This is a genomic window from Streptomyces sp. NPDC001381, assembly GCF_042895685.1.
In the GTDB taxonomy this organism is placed as follows: Bacteria; Actinomycetota; Actinomycetes; order Streptomycetales; family Streptomycetaceae; genus Streptomyces.
The window spans coordinates 169,353-184,940 of sequence record NZ_JBIAWO010000010.1; the positions used below are offsets into that span (position 1 = coordinate 169,353).

The window sequence follows — 15,588 nt, forward strand, 5'->3', positions numbered from 1 at the left end:
CCGCGCCGGCCGAGCGCGTGCTTCCCCGCATCCCGGGGCATCGCCCGTGCCGCACACCGCGGCCGCGGCAGTAGTGCCTCCCCACCACCGCAAGGGGGCCCGGGGGACCCCGGGCGGCACGGGGGGCGCGGCCGCACCCCGCCGGCGCGGGCGAGCACACCCCACCCGCCCCGTACGAACCCCCCGCACCCCGAACCCGACGAGGTACCCATGCCCCCCTCCCCGCTGACCCGCCGCACCGTCCTCGCCGGCACGGCCGCCGCCGCCGCGCTCACCGCCGCCCCCTCCTCCCACGGGCGCGCGGAGGCCGCGGACTCCACCCCCGCCGCCCCCGCCTACCGCTGGCGCACCGCCGTCATCGGCGGCACCGGCTTCGTCACCGGCGTCCTGTTCCACCCCACCGTCCGAGGCCTCGCCTACGCCCGCACCGACATCGGCGGCGCGTACCGGTGGGACGACCGGGCCGCCCGCTGGACCCCCCTCACCGATCACCTCGGCTGGGACGACTGGAACCTCCTCGGCGTGGAGTCCCTCGCCGTCGACCCCGCCCACCCGGACCGTCTCTACCTCGCCCTCGGCACGTACGCCCAGTCCTGGGCCGGCAACGGCGCGATCCTCCGCTCCGAGGACCGCGGCGCCACCTGGGCCCGGACCGACCTCACCGTGAAGCTCGGCGCCAACGAGGACGGCCGGGGCGCGGGGGAGCGCCTCCTCGTCGACCCGCGCGACAGCGACACCCTCTGGCTGGGCACGCGGCACGACGGGCTCCTCAGATCGACGGACAGAGGCGCCACCTGGGCGGCCGCCGGCGGCTTTCCCGCCACCCCGGCCGCCGCGGGCCAGGGCGTCACCCTCCTCGTCGCCGCCGGCCGTACGCTCTACGCGGGCTGGGGCGACTCCGACGGCACGGCGGCCTCGCCCGCCCTCTTCCGCACCGCCGACGGCGCCACCTGGGAAGTCGTCCCCGGGCAGCCCTCCGGCACCTCCGCCAGATTCCCCGTCCGCGCCGCCTACGACCGCCACACCCGCGAGCTGTACGTGACGTACGCCGACGCGCCCGGCCCCAACGGCCAGTCCGACGGCAGCGTGCACAAGCTCGCCACCACGAGCGGCAGATGGACCGACGTGACCCCGGCCGAGCCCGGCGGCACCACGAGCGACGGCTCCGCCGACACGTTCGGCTACGGAGGCGTCGCCGTGGACGCCCGCCGCCCCGGCACCCTCGTCGTCTCCACCAACAACCGCTGGGCGGCCTTCGACACCCTCTACCGGACCACCGACGGCGGCCGCACCTGGACCTCCCTGAAGGACTCCGCGGTCCTCGACGTGTCCGAGACGCCGTTCCTCACCTTCGGCGCCGACCGGCCCAAGTTCGGCTGGTGGATCCAGGCCGTCGCCGTCGACCCGTACGACTCGCGGCACGTGGTCTACGGCACCGGCGCCACCCTCTACGGCACCCGGGACCTCAAGCACTGGGCCCCGCAGGTCCGCGGCCTGGAGGAGACCTCCGTACGTCAGCTGATCTCGCCCCCGGCCGGGGAGGCGCACCTGATCAGCGGCCTCGGGGACGTCGGCGTGATGTACCACGAGCGGCTCACGGCGTCCCCGTCCCGGGGCATGGCGACGAACCCCGTGTTCGGGTCGGCGACGGGACTCGCGCAGGCCGCGGCCGATCCGTCGTACGTCGTGCGCACCGGCTGGGGCGACCACGGCAACGGCGCCCGCTCGCACGACGGCGGCAGGACCTGGACGCCCTTCGCGGCCCAGCCCGCCCTCGCCAAGGACGCGCCGGGGCCGATCGCCGTCAACGCCGACGGCGGCGTGCTGCTGTGGACCTTCGTGCACTGGGACGGCACCAAGTACCCGGCGCACCGCTCGGCGGACGACGGCGCGACCTGGACCGAGGTCCCCTCCTTCCCGAAGGGCGCCACACCGCTCGCCGACCCGGTCGACCCGACGCGCTTCTACGCGTACGACACCGACACGGGCACCCTGTACGCCAGCACCGACAGCGGCCGCACCTTCACCGCGCGGGCGACCGGACTGCCCTCCGGGGACAGCCAGTTCCAGCTGGCCGCGGCCCCGGGACGCTCCGGCGACCTGTGGCTGAGCACCAAGGGGAACGGCCTGTACCGGTCCACCGACGGCGGCGCGGGCTTCACCCGGCTGACCAGCTGCCGGGCCTCGTACACCCTGGCCTTCGGCAAGGCGGCCGACGGCGCCGACTACCCGGCGGTCTACCAGGTCGGCTCCACGGAGGCGATCACCGCCGTGTACCGCTCCGACGACGCCGCGAAGACCTGGGTGCGGATCAACGACGACCGGCACCAGTGGGGCTGGATCGGCGCGGCCATCGCCGCCGACCCGCGCCTCCACGGCCGCGTCTACGTCGCCACCAACGGGCGCGGCATCCAGTACGGGGAGCCCGTCCGATGAGCGCGCCCGCCGGGCCCGCCCGGCCCACCCTCGCCGACGCCACCCGGGGCCGCATCCTCTTCGGCGGCGACTACAACCCCGAGCAGTGGCCCGAGGAGACCTGGCAGGAGGACGTCCGGCTGATGCGCGAGGCCGGCGTCAACTCCGTCACCCTCGGTGTCTTCTCCTGGGCGAAGATCGAACCCGAGCCGGGAGCCCGGGAGTTCGGCTGGCTGGACCGTCTCATGGACCTGATGCACGACAACGGCATCGGTGTCGTCCTCGCCACCCCCACCTCCTCCCCGCCCCCGTGGCTCGGCCGGCTCCACCCGGACACCCTGCCGCGCACCGAGGACGGCCGGACCGAATGGTGGGGCGGCCGGCAGCACTTCTCCCACTCCAGCGCCACGTACCGCCGGCACGCCGCCGCCCTCACCGAGGACCTGGCCGCCCGCTACGCCGGCCACCCCGCCCTCACCCTGTGGCACATCAACAACGAGTACTGCACGGCCGACCACGGCGACGAGGCGGCCGCCCGCTTCCGCCGCTGGCTGCGCGCCAGGTACGGCACCCTCGACGCCCTCAACACCGCCTGGGGCACGGCGTTCTGGAGCCAGGGCTACGACACCTGGGACGGCATCCTGCCCCCGCGCACCCCGCACTACCTGAAGAACCCCACTCAGGTGCTGGACTTCCGGCGCTTCACCTCCGACATGCTCCTGGAGTGCTACCTCGCCGAGCGCGACATCGTCGCCCGGCACACCCCGCACATCCCGGTCACCACGAACTTCATGCCGCTGTTCTCCGGCCAGGACGCCTGGCGCTGGGCCGAGGAGGAGGACGTCGTCTCCGTCGACCTCTACCCCGACCCGCGCGACCCGCTGGGAGCCCAGCACGGCGCGCTGGTCCAGGACCTGACCCGGTCCCAGGCAGGCGGCCCCTGGATGCTGATGGAACAGGCGGCCGGCCCCGTCAACTGGCGGGGGGTGAACCACCCCAAGCCGCGCGGCCTCAACCGCCTCTGGTCCCTCCAGGCGGTGGCCCGCGGCGCGGACGCCGTCTGCTACTTCCAGTGGCGTCAGTCCCGCCAGGGCGCCGAGAAGTTCCACTCCGGCATGGTCAGCCACGCCGGCGAACACGGCCGTACCTTCCAGGAGGTCAAGCGGCTGGGCGCCGAACTGGCCGCCCTCGGCGCCCACACGGCCGGCCGGCCCGTGCGGTCCGACATCGCCCTCCTGCACGACTGGCACGCCTGGTGGGCCGCCGGCCAGGACGGCCGCCCGTCCACGCGGGTCGACCACCCGGCCGTGCTCCACGCCTGGCACCGCGCCCTGTGGGAGGCCGGGTTCGCCACCGACTTCGCCCACCCCGCACACGACCTCACCCGGTACAAGCTGGTCGTCGTCCCCCAGCTGTACGCCATGACGGACCCGGCGATCGACAACCTCCTCGGCTTCGTCCGCGCCGGCGGCACCCTCGTCTCCGGATTCCTCACCGGGGTCGCCGACGAGGACGACCGGATCCGCCCCGGCGGCATGGACCCCCGGCTGCGCGAGCTGTTCGGCATCCGCGTCCTGCACGAGTGGTGGCCGCTGGAGACGGGGGAGACCGCCGAATGCGACGGCTTCCGGGGCACCCTGTGGTCGGAGGAGCTGGAGGCCCCGGGCGAGGTGGTGGAGGCCCGCTACAAGGGCGGTGAACTCGACGGACTGCCCGCCGTACTGCGGCGCGACCGGGCCTGGTACCTCTCCACCCTTCCCGAGCCCGACGCCCTGCGCGCCCTGCTCACCCGGATCGCGAACGGCGCGGGTGTCCGGCCCGTCCTCGAAGGGCTTCCGCCGGGCGTCGAGGCCGTACGCCGGGGCGAGCTGCTGTTCCTCCTCCACCACGGCCGCGAGCCGGTGACCGTCGCCGTCCCCGGCACCCACCACGACCTGCTGACCGGCACCGATTTCACGGACGAGATCACCCTCGGACGCTACGGCGTGGTGGTGTTGCACCCATGAACCACGCCCCCGCCACCCACCCCGTCCACGGCACCTGGGAGCCCGAGCCCGCCGCCCGCTGGGAGGACGCCTTCCTCAGCGGCAACGGCCACCACGGCACCCTCACGTTCGGAGACCCGAACGACGACTGTGTCATCGTCACCCACCACAGCCTGGTCCGCCCCAACGGCGCCGAACACGCCCGCCCGCCGCAGCTCGCCGCCGCCCTCCCCGACCTCCAGGACCGGTTGCTCGGAGGAGAGCTCACGGCCGCCGAGAGCTTCACCGACCACCGCCCCCTGCAGTGGGTCCAGCCCTTCCACCCCGCCTTCCGGATCCGGCTGCGCAGACCCTCCCCGGCCGAGCCGCGCCGCTACCGCCGCTCCGTCGACTACACCACCGGAGAGACCACCGCCACCTGCGCCGGCTGGACCGGCCGCGGCTTCGTCTCCCGCGCCGACGACGTGATCGTCCACCAGGTCACCACCCCCGACCTGGACATCTCCCTGGACCACCGGCTCCCCGGCGCGCCCGCCGGCCTCACCGTCGGCCACGGCGCCGTCCTCACCCCGTACGGCGCCCTGCTCACCCTGCGCGCCCGCTACCCCGGCGGCGAGCGCGCCTACACGGGCGTGACCCTCGTCGCCGTCACCGGCGGCCGCACCGCACTCACCCTGCCCGGCGTACGGATCACCGGCGCGCGGTCCGTGCTCCTCCTCACCCGGGTGCGCCGCCACACCGGCGAACCGGACGTCATCGGGGAGCAGCGCGCCCTCGCCGGCCTGCCGCTCTCCTACGACACCCTCCTCGACCGCCACCTCGCCCTGCACCGCACCGCCTACGACCGGGTCACCCTCGACCTGCACGCCGAACCCGCCGAACGCGCCCTCCCCGGCTCCGAGCTGCTGAAACGCCCCCGCAGCACGGCCCTCCTGGAACGCCTCTTCGCCGCCGGCCGCTACCACCTGCTCTCCTCCTCCGGCCTCAACCCGCCCCGGCTGCCCGGCCTGTGGACCGGCGACTGGGACACCGCCTGGGCCGGCGCGTTCACGCACGACGCCAACGTCAACCTCCAGACCGCCTCCGCGACGGCCGCCGCTCTCCCCGAGGTGACCGAAGCGCTCGCCGCCCTGATCCACCGCCAGTTCGACGACTGGCGGGAGAACGCCCGCGCGGTCTTCGGCACCCGGGGCGTGGTCGCGCCCGCGCACAGCGACGGTGAGTCCGGGCTGACGTACCACTTCAGCCGCGAGTACCCCCTGCACCTGTGGACCGCCGGAGCCGACTGGCTGCTCAAGCCGCTCGTCGACCACGACGAGTCCCGCGGCGCCCGCGACCCGCGCACCGCCGCCGCCCTCGCCGAGGTCGCCCGCTTCTACGAGGACTTCCTGACCCGCACGGACGCCGGGGGACGGCTCGTCGTCGTCCCCTCCTACTCACCCGAGAACCGCCCCGCCAACGCCGGCTGGGGCGCCCTCAACGCGGCCATGGACCTCTCGGCGGCCCGGCACGCGCTGCTCACCGCCGCCGACTACCACCCCGGCCCGGACGCCGACCGGTGGCGGGCCCTCGCCGACCGCCTTCCCCCGCACCGGACCAACGCCGACGGCGCCCTCGCCGAATGGGCCTGGCCGGGCCTCCAGGACACCTACGACCACCGCCACCTCAGCCACCTCTACGGCGTCTGGCCGCTGGACGAGATCAACCCCTTCGACACCCCGCGCCTCGCGGCCGCCGCCCACCGCGCGCTCGAACTGCGCGGCGCCGAGAACGACTCCGCGCACGGCCACCTCCATCACGCCCTGATCGCGGCCCGGCTGTGCGACGGCCGGCGGGTCGCGCACGCGCTCACCCAGGTCCTGGAGGGCGACTTCTTCCACGCCTCCCTGATGAGCGCCCACTATCCCCACCGCGACGTCTACAACGCGGACGCCGCGCACACCCTGCCCGCCGTGCTGATCGAGGCGCTCGTCCACTCGACCCCCGACCGGCTGGTCCTGCTCCCCGCGCCCGGCCCGGCGCTCCCGTCGGGCGAACTGCGGGGCGTGCGCACCCGGTTCGGCGCCGAGCTCGACCTCACCTGGGGGCCCGGCGGGGCGCGGGCCGTCCTGAAGCCGCACCGCACGCACCGCATCGAACTCCGGACTTCCTCCGGCGACCCGCGGTCCCTCGACCTGGTCGCCGGAGAGGACCACGTCCTCACCCTGGGGACGTGGTAGCTCCCCCCACCCATGGAAGGGACACCATGGCAGCGACACACACCCGCGGCAGGGTCACCCGGGCCCTGCTCGCCCCCGCCCTCGCGCTCGGCGCCACCGTCGGCCTGGCCGCCGCCCCGGCCCAGGCCGCCGTCTGGAGCTCCTGCGACCAGTGGGGCAACACCAGCCTGAACGGCTACACCCTGTACAACAACATCTGGGGTTCCGGCGCCGGCAGCCAGTGCTTCTGGGCCAACTCCGGCACCAACTGGGGCGTCTGGGCCGACCACCCCAACACCGGCGGCATCAAGTCGTACCCCAACTCCAAGAAGGTGATCAACAAGACGATCACCTCCCTCGGCTCGCTCACCAGCAGCTACAACGTCACCGTCCCGTCCTCCGGCGCGTACAACACGTCGTACGACATCTGGGACACCGACTACGACTACGAGATCATGCTCTGGGTCAACAAGACCGGAGCCGTCGGCCCCCTCGGCACCTCGCAGGGGAACGTGACGCTCGGCGGTCACACCTGGACCGTCTACAAGGGCAACAACGGCGCCAACGAGGTCTTCTCCTTCGTGCGCACCTCGAACTCCACCTCCGGCACCGTCAACATCCTCCCGATCCTGAAGTGGATCAAGGACACCAAGGGCTGGTTCGGCAACGAGACCATCGGGGACGTGCAGTTCGGCTTCGAGATCACCTCGTCGTCCGGCGGCCTCGACTTCCAGACCAACAGCGAGACGGTGAGCAGCAGCTGACCGCCGGGGCCGGGGCCGGCCGGCGCCGCTACGCCCGGTCGACCTCGGCCCGCAGCGCGTTGTAACCGGCGAAAGCCGTCTCGACGTCCGCGCGGGTGAGGCCGTAGCGGGCCAGGTCGTAGTGGTGCGGCCGGCTGCCCTTGGGGCGGGCGGCCACCTCGGGCAGCCGGGCCGCGTCGGCGTCCGTCCAGCGGGCGCCCACGGCCTCGTAGAGCTTCGGGGCGCCCGAGGCGGGGTCGGAGCCGAGCCAGGAGTACGGGACGTCGATCAGCGCCTCGCGGGGGATCGCGGCGCGGGCGGCGAGGCCGCGGGCCATGGACCGGCTCAGCAGCTCCAGCCAGGTGGCACCCAGTTCATGCAGGTCCAGGGGGCGCAGGGTGAGGGCCATGCCGTGCTCGATCAGGCTGCAGAAGGACGGCACGACGGCCGCCGGATCGCGGTGCGTCCACACGATCGTGGCGTCCGGGAAGACGGAGAGCAGCGCGTCGAGGTTCCCGGTGTGCAGGGGGGACTTCAGCACCCAGCGGCGGCGCGGTCGGCCGTACTGGAGGACCTGGTAGATCTGCTTCAGGTACGCGTAGTCGGCGGTGAAGTCCCGCGCGTCGAGCCGGGCCCGGTACTCGGGGATGCGGGCCTGGGACAGCGGCATGACCGTGTGCGGCAGGGCGAAGGTGCACTCGTCGGGGCCCTCCGCGGTCATCGGGTGGATGTCGCGGTAGCGCGGGGAGAACAGGTTGATCGCGCCGACCGTCGCGCGCGCGGCCGCGATCGCCCTCTTCCGCTGCCGGGGTGTGCCCTCCAGGTCCGGGGTCAGCAACTCCCACAGGCGGGGACATCGGTGTTCCTCGGACAGCGACAGCACACCGTGGGTGAGGGTGGTGGCGGTGCGCGGCAGGCCGACGACGAACACCGGTCGCTCCACCGGCTCCCGCGCGATCTCCGGGTGCTCGGCGATCAGCCGCCGCACCCGCGCGCGGTTGTCCAGGTGCCGGCGCACATGGCCCTGCGCCGACCACCAGCCGACCGGGGTGAGGTGCTCGTCCCGGGCCCAGTGGCGCAACAGGAACCGGAACTCGGCGGTGAATTCCGCACCCGCCGCCCCGGCCCCGGCGGCCAGGCGGTCGAAGGCACGGTCGGGGGTGCGGCGGGACCCGAATCCGGGCCTGAGCAGCAGATTGGCCAGGGTGAGGGGGAGCGGGGCGGAGGACATGGCGGCAAGCCCTTTCACGAGCGGACGAGGTGGGGTTTGTGCCCCCACAACTACCGCTCCATGCAAGGGAGTTGCCTGATCCACCAGGAGGTGGCCGACGTCCCCCGCCCCACCGTCGCTATTCGGCCACCGGCAGCCGCGCCCCGTCCCGCAGGAACAGCGGGATCCGGTCGAGCGGGGCGTCGACCGTCACGGCCGTACCCCCCTCGTACGTCTCACCCGTCCACGCGTCCGTCCAGGTGGCGCCCGCCGGCAGGTGGACCGTGCGGTCCGTGGCGCCCGCCGTGAGCACCGGCGCCACCAGCAGGTCGCGGCCGAACAGATAGGCGTCGTCGACCGTCCAGGCCGCCCGGTCCCCGGGGAACTCCAGGAACAGCGGCCGCATCGGCGGCAGCCCCTCCTCGTGGGCCTCCCGCATGACCTCCAGGACGTACGGCTTCAGCCGCTCGCGCAGCCGCAGGTACTTCTCCAGGACCGCCCCGGCCTCCTCGCCGTACGACCACACCTCGTTGGGGCCGCCCGTCATCTCCGGACCCAGCGGCATGCCCGGGTCGCGGAAGCCGTGCAGCCGCATCAGCGGGGACAGCGCGCCGAACTGGAACCAGCGGACCATCACCTCCCGGTACGCCGGGTCGTCCGGGTCGCCGCCGTGGAAGCCGCCGATGTCGGTGTTCCACCACGGGATGCCCGACAGCGCGGTGTTGAGGCCGGCCGCGATCTGGCGGCGCAGGGTCGGGAAGTCGGTGCCGATGTCACCCGACCACAGGGCGGCGCCGTAGCGCTGACTGCCCGCCCACGCCGAGCGGTTGAGGGTGACCACCTCCTCGCCCTCCGCGCGCAGGCCCTCGTAGAAAGTGCGGGCGTTCTCCGCCGGGTAGAGGTTGCCGACCTCCAGGCCCGGGCCCGCCCAGTAGCGCAGGTTCTCCTGGAAGCCGGGCTTCAGCTCCGGCTCGCAGGCGTCCAGCCAGAACGCCGTGATCCCGTACGGGGCGAGGTAGTTGTCCCGGACGCGCGACCACACGAACTCCCGGGCGCCGGGGTTCGTCGCGTCGTAGAAGGCCACCTGGACCGTCGAGGCGACCTCCTTGTCCGGCCAGTCGGCGTGCGCCAGCGGGCCGTACTGGGTGCCGATGAAGTGGCCGCGCTGCTCCATCAGCGAGTGGTTCTCGCTCAGCGGCGACACCGACGGCCACACGCTCACCACCAGCTTGACGCCCAGCTCGTCCAGTTCGCGGACCATCGCCGCCGGGTCCGGCCACTCCGCGGGGTCGAACTTCCAGTCGCCCAGGTGCGTCCAGTGGAAGAAGTCGCACACGATCGCGGAGAGCGGCAGTCCCCGGCGCTTGTACTCCCGTGCCACGGCGAGGAGTTCGTCCTGGGTGCGGTAGCGCAGCTTGCACTGCCAGAAGCCCGCCGCCCACTCCGGCAGCATCGGCGTGCGGCCCGTCACCGCGCTGTAGCGGCGCTGGCCGTCGGCCGGGCTGCCGACGGTGATCCAGTAGTCGATCTGCCGGGCGGAGTCGGCCACCCAGCGGGTGCCGTTCCCGGCCAGCTCCACCCGGCCGATCGCCGGGTTGTTCCACAGCAGGGTGTAGCCCCGGCTGGAGGTGAGCACCGGGATGCCCACCTCGGCGTTGCGCTGGACCAGGTCGAGGACGAGCCCCTTCTGGTCGAACCGGCCGTGCTGGTGCTGGCCCAGGCCGTACAGCTTCTCGTCCTCGTACGCGGCGAACCGCTGCTCCAGCCGGTGACCGCCGTGTCCGACGGGCGTGTAGAGCCGCGACCCCGGCCACCAGAAGTGGGCCCGCTCCTCGGCCAGCACCTCGCCGCCGTCGTCCGTGCGCAGAAAGCGGACCAGGCCCTCGGCGTCCACCTCGACGGTCAGCGCGCCGACGGTCAGCCGCCCCCGCCCGTCCTCGATCTTGATGGTGGACGGCGTCGGCGGCGCGTCGTCGAGCAGGGCGCCCGGCAGCCCGTCGAGCACGGGTCCGCCGAGCCGGGCCCGTACCCGGACCGCGTCGGGTCCCCACGGCTCGATGCGCAGGGTCTCCTGGCGGCCGCTCCACTCCAGCGCGCCGTCCCGCTCGCGGAGGACGCCGACGGTGGGGGACGACTGCGCGAGGCTGACCTGGGGCTGGTTTTCGGCAGGCTGATTCACGTGGGTGCTCCTGTGCTCCTGAGGAGTGCGGACATGGGGGTGCCCTGGCATGGCACAACAGCGACAAGAAGGCGGAGTGGGGGCCGGAGTGGGTCAGGGACCGGGCGGGGCGGGTCAGGAGAGGACCGGCGCCGGGCCCGTGCTCGCCCGGACCGTCAGCTCGGGTGCGATCAGCACGACGTCGTCCTTGCCGCGCCCGTCGAGCTTGGCGACGAGATGCTCCACGGCGTACCGGCCCATCTCCTGCGCGGGGATGGCGACCGAGGTCAGCCGCACGGACGCCTGGACGGCGACCTGGTCGGGGCAGATCGCGACCACCGACACGTCCTCGGGGACGGCCCGGCCCTGCTGACGCAGCAGCGCGAGCAGCGGCTCGACCGCCGACTCGTTCTGGACGACGAACCCGGTCGTGCCCGGGCGTTCGTCGAGGACGCGGGCGAGGGTGACGGCCATCGCGTCGTACCCGCCCTCGCAGGGGCGGTGCAGCAGCCGTACACCCAACTCCCTGGATCGGGCACGCAGTCCGTCGAGCGTGCGCTCGGCGAAGCCGGTGTGCCGCTCGTACACCGCGGGGGCCTCGCCGATGACAGCGATGTCGCGGTGACCCAGCGTCGCGAGGTGCTCCACGCACAGCGCGCCGGTGGCCGCGAAGTCGAGGTCGACACAGGTGAGGCCCGAGGTGTCGGCGGGCAGCCCGATCAGCACCGACGGCTGGTCCGTCGCCCGCAGCAACGGCAGCCGCTCGTCGTCGAGTTGCACGTCCATCAGGATCATCGCGTCGGCGAGCCCGCTGCCGGTGACCCGGCGGACCGCGTCCGGGCCCTCCTCGCCGGTGAGCAGCAGGACGTCGTAGCCGTGGGTGCGGGCCGTGGTGGCCACCGCGATGGCGATCTCCATCATCACCGGCACGTACATGTCGGTGCGCAGCGGGATCATCAGCGCGATGATGTTCGACCTGCTGCTGGCCAGCGCCCGCGCCCCCGCGTTCGGGTGGTAGCCCAGCTCGCGGATGCTCTGCTCGACCCGCTGCCGGGTGGTCGCGGAGATGGACCGCTTGCCGCTGAGGACATAGCTCACCGTGCTCGCCGAGACTCCGGCGTGCTGGGCGACCTCGGCGAGGGTGACCATCCAGCTCTCCAAGCTTTGTGAAGCGCTTCGACAGTGCGCAGGGTGAACACGGGCGAGTGAGGGTGCTTCGACAGTAGCCCCAGCAGAGGTGGGTGTCCATAGGTTGTCGAAGCGCTTCGACAGCGAGTTGTGGCGGAATCGTGGAGAAGGTGCGCTCTGCCTACCACGTGCAAGCGCTCACCGGCGAGAGAGGACCGGGAGAAGACGCGGAGGCACTCGTCCGGCGCAAGCTGCCCGGTGACGACAGGTACGTCTCCGGCGCCGGGTCCGGCACCGGGTGTCCAGGGGAATCGGTCGCTCGACACCGGGTCCTCCTCCGTCACCGCCGGCCGAGGCGGGCCGAACGGGCACGCGAAGGGTGGCGGGGTCGTCCCGGATCGGGTACCAACGATCGAGTAGCACCGATCGGTAACCGATGTGGTCCAAGATCCCTATTCGCGGCGAGGTGAGCCTCATGTCCGCACCACCCCTCAAGAAACCCACCGTCACCGAGCGTGAGGCACGCCAGGTGGCGGAGGCCGCCCGGGAGCAGGACTGGCGCAAGCCCAGCTTCGCCAAGGAGCTGTTCCTGGGCCGCTTCCGCCTCGACCTCATCCACCCCCACCCGCTCCCCACCGACGAGGCCGTCCGGCGCGGCGAGCAGTTCCTGGCCAAACTCCGCACGTTCTGCGAGACGAAGATCGACGGAGCGCTGATCGAGCGCGAGGCCCGCATCCCCGACGAGGTCGTCGACGGGCTCAAGGAGCTCGGCGCCCTCGGCATGAAGATCGACCCCAAGTACGGCGGCCTCGGCCTCACCCAGGTGTACTACAACAAGGCGCTGGCCCTGATCGGCTCGGCCAGCCCCGCGGTCGGCGTACTGCTGTCGGCCCATCAGTCGATCGGCGCACCGCAGCCGCTGAAGCTGTTCGGCACCCCCGAACAGAAGCAGGCCTTCCTGCCGCGCTGCGCCACCACCGCCATCAGCGCCTTCCTGCTCACCGAGCCGGACGTCGGCTCCGACCCGGCGCGGCTCGCGACGACCGCGGTGCCCGACGGGGACGACTACGTCCTCGACGGGGTGAAGCTGTGGACGACCAACGGCGTGGTCGCCGACCTGCTGGTCGTGATGGCCCGGGTCCCGAAGAGCGACGGCCACCCCGGCGGCATCACCGCCTTCGTCGTGGAGAGCGACTCGCCCGGCATCACCGTCGAGAACCGCAACGCGTTCATGGGTCTGCGCGGCATCGAGAACGGCGTCACCCGCCTCCACCAGGTCCGGGTCCCCGCCGCGAACCGCATCGGCCCCGAGGGCGCCGGCCTCAAGATCGCCCTGACCACCCTCAACACCGGCCGGCTCTCCCTGCCCGCGTCCTGCGTGGCCGCCGGCAAGTGGTGTCTGAAGATCGCCCGCGAGTGGTCGACGGCCCGTGAGCAGTGGGGCAAGCCGATCGCGCACCACGAGGCGGTCGGCGCGAAGATCAGCTTCATCGCGGCCACCACCTTCGCGCTGGAAGCCGTCCTCGACCTCTCCTCGCAGATGGCCGACGAGGACCGCAACGACATCCGCATCGAGGGTGCGCTGGCCAAGCTCTTCGCCTCCGAGATGGGCTGGCGGATGGCCGACGAACTCGTCCAGATCCGCGGCGGCCGCGGCTTCGAGACCGCCGCGTCGCTGAAAGCCCGCGGCGAGCGCGCGGTCCCCGCCGAACAGGTCCTGCGCGACCTGCGCATCAACCGCATCTTCGAGGGCTCCACCGAGATCATGCACCTGCTCATCGCGCGCGAGGCCGTCGACGCCCACCTCTCCGTCGCCGGCGACCTCATCGACCCCGACAAGTCCCTCCAGGACAAGGCCAGGGCAGGCGCCAACGCGGGTGTCTTCTACGCCAAGTGGCTCCCGAAACTGGTCGCGGGAGCGGGCCAGCTGCCGTCGTCGTACACGGAGTTCAAGTACGGCGGCGCGGACCTCTCCGTGCACCTGCGCTTCGTCGAACGGCACGCCCGCAAGCTCGCCCGCTCCACCTTCTACGCCATGTCCCGCTGGCAGGGCCGGATGGAGACCAAGCAGGGCTTCCTCGGCCGGGTCGTCGACATCGGCGCGGAGCTGTTCGCGATGAGCGCGGCCTGCGTCCGGGCCGAGCTGCTGCGCTCGCGCGGCGAGAACGGCCAGGAGGCATACCGGCTCGCCGACGCCTTCTGCCGCCAGTCCCGGCTGCGCGTCGACGCGCTCTTCACCCGCCTGTGGAGCAACACCGACGACCTGGACCGCAGGGTCGTCAAGGACGTCCTCGCGGGCAGCTACGAGTGGCTGGAACAGGGCATCCTCGACCCGTCCGGAGAAGGTCCCTGGATCGCCGACACGACCCCCGGTCCCAGCGAACGGGAGAACGTCCACCGCTCGATCGGGTGAGCAGCGGCACACAGGGTGACGGGGTGCCCTCCTCGGGGGGCACCCTGTCCCTGCCGCCCGCGCGGTGCGGCCACAATGGGGGGATGAGCGACAGTCCAGCCCCCCTCGCCGACCCCCATCTCGTCTACGACCCGGTGGGCGACGGCCCCAAGGACGTGGTGGTCCTCGGCTCCACCGGATCGATCGGCACCCAGGCCGTCGACCTCGTGCTGCGCAACCCCGACCGGTTCCGCGTCACCGGCCTGTCCGCCCACGGCGGCCGGGTCGCCCTCCTCGCCGAGCAGGCCCGCCGGCTGCGGGTGCGGACCGTCGCGGTCGCCCGCGAGGACGTCGTACCGGCCCTGCGCGAGGCGCTGCGCGCGCAGTACGGCGCCCAGGAGCCGCTCCCCGAGATCCTCGCCGGACCGGACGCGGCCACCCGGCTCGCCGCCTCCGGCTGTCACACCGTCCTGAACGGCATCACGGGCTCCATCGGCCTCGCGCCCACCCTCGCCGCCCTGGAGGCGGGCCGCACCCTCGCGCTCGCCAACAAGGAGTCGCTCATCGTCGGCGGCCCGCTGGTCAAGGCGCTCGCCAAGCCCGGTCAGATCATCCCGGTCGACTCCGAGCACGCCGCCCTCTTCCAGGCCCTCGCCGCCGGCACCCGCGCCGACGTCCGCAAGCTCGTCGTCACCGCCTCCGGCGGCCCCTTCCGCGGCCGTACGAAGGCGCAGCTCGCGGACGTCACCGTCGAGGACGCCCTCGCGCACCCCACCTGGTCCATGGGCCCGGTGATCACTATCAACTCCGCGACCCTCGTCAACAAGGGGCTGGAGGTCATCGAGGCACACCTCCTCTACGACATTCCCTTCTCGCGGATTGAGGTGGTCGTGCACCCGCAGTCGTATGTCCACTCGATGGTTGAATTCACGGACGGATCGACACTGGCCCAGGCGACGCCCCCCGACATGCGCGGGCCCATCGCCATCGGCCTCGGCTGGCCCCAGCGCGTCCCCGACGCCGCGCCCGCCTTCGACTGGAGCACCGCCTCGACGTGGGAGTTCTTCCCCCTCGACAACGAGGCCTTCCCCTCGGTGAACCTCGCCCGGCACGTGGGCGAGCTCGCGGGGACGGCCCCCGCGGTGTTCAATGCCGCCAACGAGGAGTGCGTGGAGGCGTTCCGCACCGGCGCGCTGCCCTTCAACGGGATCATGGACACCGTGACCCGGATCGTCGAGGAGCACGGCACCCCGGTCACGGGAACCTCACTCACCGTGTCGGACGTCCTCGAAGCGGAGACCTGGGCGCGCGCCCGCGCCCGGGAACTGACGGCACAGACGGCGGAGGCCCGCGCATGAC

The 15,588-nt window shown here is 73.0% G+C and carries 9 protein-coding genes; 6 read left to right on the top strand and 3 right to left on the bottom strand.

The genetic code is table 11. From position 1 onward, the window contains the following. Positions 1–210 precede the first annotated feature (210 nt). Genes ACFY2L_RS32610 through ACFY2L_RS32625 form a run of 4 tightly spaced genes read left to right on the top strand, consistent with a single transcriptional unit; the run spans position 211 to position 7,362 of the window. Positions 211–2,436: a 1,4-beta-glucanase gene (locus ACFY2L_RS32610; RefSeq protein WP_390824150.1), complete on the top strand. Its 2,226-nt coding sequence runs from the start codon at positions 211–213 to the stop codon at positions 2,434–2,436. Then, a complete protein-coding gene (locus ACFY2L_RS32615) occupies positions 2,433–4,421 on the top strand; it encodes a beta-galactosidase (protein ID WP_390661235.1) in 1,989 nt (662 codons plus the stop codon). The genes ACFY2L_RS32610 and ACFY2L_RS32615 overlap by 4 nt, the downstream gene beginning before the upstream one ends. Then, positions 4,418–6,619, top strand: a complete 2,202-nt coding sequence (locus ACFY2L_RS32620) for a glycoside hydrolase N-terminal domain-containing protein (protein ID WP_390824151.1) — start codon at positions 4,418–4,420, stop codon at positions 6,617–6,619. The genes ACFY2L_RS32615 and ACFY2L_RS32620 overlap by 4 nt, the downstream gene beginning before the upstream one ends. A gap of 26 nt (positions 6,620–6,645) precedes the next feature. After that, entirely contained in the window at positions 6,646–7,362 is a 717-nt protein-coding gene (locus tag ACFY2L_RS32625; RefSeq protein WP_390661233.1) for a hypothetical protein, read from the top strand. A 28-nt stretch (positions 7,363–7,390) separates the two neighbouring features. On the opposite strand, the gene ACFY2L_RS32630 is transcribed toward ACFY2L_RS32625, so the two are convergent. The 3 genes from ACFY2L_RS32630 to ACFY2L_RS32640 all read right to left on the bottom strand — a co-directional run bounded on the left by ACFY2L_RS32630 (position 7,391) and on the right by ACFY2L_RS32640 (position 11,858). Then, positions 7,391–8,572 (bottom strand): sulfotransferase family protein, encoded by a 1,182-nt coding sequence (locus ACFY2L_RS32630; protein WP_390661232.1) that lies wholly within the window; start codon positions 8,570–8,572, stop codon positions 7,391–7,393. Between the two features lie 118 nt (positions 8,573–8,690). Continuing rightward, the gene (locus ACFY2L_RS32635) at positions 8,691–10,730 is read right to left on the bottom strand and encodes a TIM-barrel domain-containing protein (RefSeq protein ID WP_390824152.1); all 2,040 of its coding nucleotides are present in this window, start codon (positions 10,728–10,730) and stop codon (positions 8,691–8,693) included. A 114-nt stretch (positions 10,731–10,844) separates the two neighbouring features. Then, positions 10,845–11,858 carry a LacI family DNA-binding transcriptional regulator gene (locus tag ACFY2L_RS32640; RefSeq protein ID WP_390661229.1) on the bottom strand — a complete coding sequence of 338 codons (1,014 nt, stop codon included), beginning with the start codon at positions 11,856–11,858 and terminating at the stop codon, positions 10,845–10,847. A 454-nt stretch (positions 11,859–12,312) separates the two neighbouring features. Between ACFY2L_RS32640 and ACFY2L_RS32645 the strand changes: the two genes are divergently transcribed. Then, a complete protein-coding gene (locus tag ACFY2L_RS32645; protein WP_390661228.1) occupies positions 12,313–14,250 on the top strand; it encodes an acyl-CoA dehydrogenase family protein in 1,938 nt (645 codons plus the stop codon). An 83-nt stretch (positions 14,251–14,333) separates the two neighbouring features. Further along, entirely contained in the window at positions 14,334–15,587 is a 1,254-nt protein-coding gene (dxr, locus tag ACFY2L_RS32650) for a 1-deoxy-D-xylulose-5-phosphate reductoisomerase (RefSeq protein ID WP_390824153.1), read from the top strand. The last annotated feature ends 1 nt before the right edge of the window (position 15,588 follow it).

Bases quoted from the DNA above. Each gene is read 5' to 3' on its own strand.
- ACFY2L_RS32615 (WP_390661235.1), top strand. From the start codon at position 2,433: ATGAGCGCGCCCGCCGGGCCCGCCCGGCCCACCCTCGCCGACGCCACC.
- ACFY2L_RS32640 (WP_390661229.1), bottom strand. From the start codon at position 11,858: ATGGTCACCCTCGCCGAGGTCGCCCAGCACGCCGGAGTCTCGGCGAGC.
- ACFY2L_RS32630 (WP_390661232.1), bottom strand. From the start codon at position 8,572: ATGTCCTCCGCCCCGCTCCCCCTCACCCTGGCCAATCTGCTGCTCAGG.
- ACFY2L_RS32620 (WP_390824151.1), top strand. From the start codon at position 4,418: ATGAACCACGCCCCCGCCACCCACCCCGTCCACGGCACCTGGGAGCCC.
- ACFY2L_RS32610 (WP_390824150.1), top strand. From the start codon at position 211: ATGCCCCCCTCCCCGCTGACCCGCCGCACCGTCCTCGCCGGCACGGCC.
- ACFY2L_RS32625 (WP_390661233.1), top strand. From the start codon at position 6,646: ATGGCAGCGACACACACCCGCGGCAGGGTCACCCGGGCCCTGCTCGCC.
- dxr (WP_390824153.1), top strand. From the start codon at position 14,334: ATGAGCGACAGTCCAGCCCCCCTCGCCGACCCCCATCTCGTCTACGAC.
- ACFY2L_RS32645 (WP_390661228.1), top strand. From the start codon at position 12,313: ATGTCCGCACCACCCCTCAAGAAACCCACCGTCACCGAGCGTGAGGCA.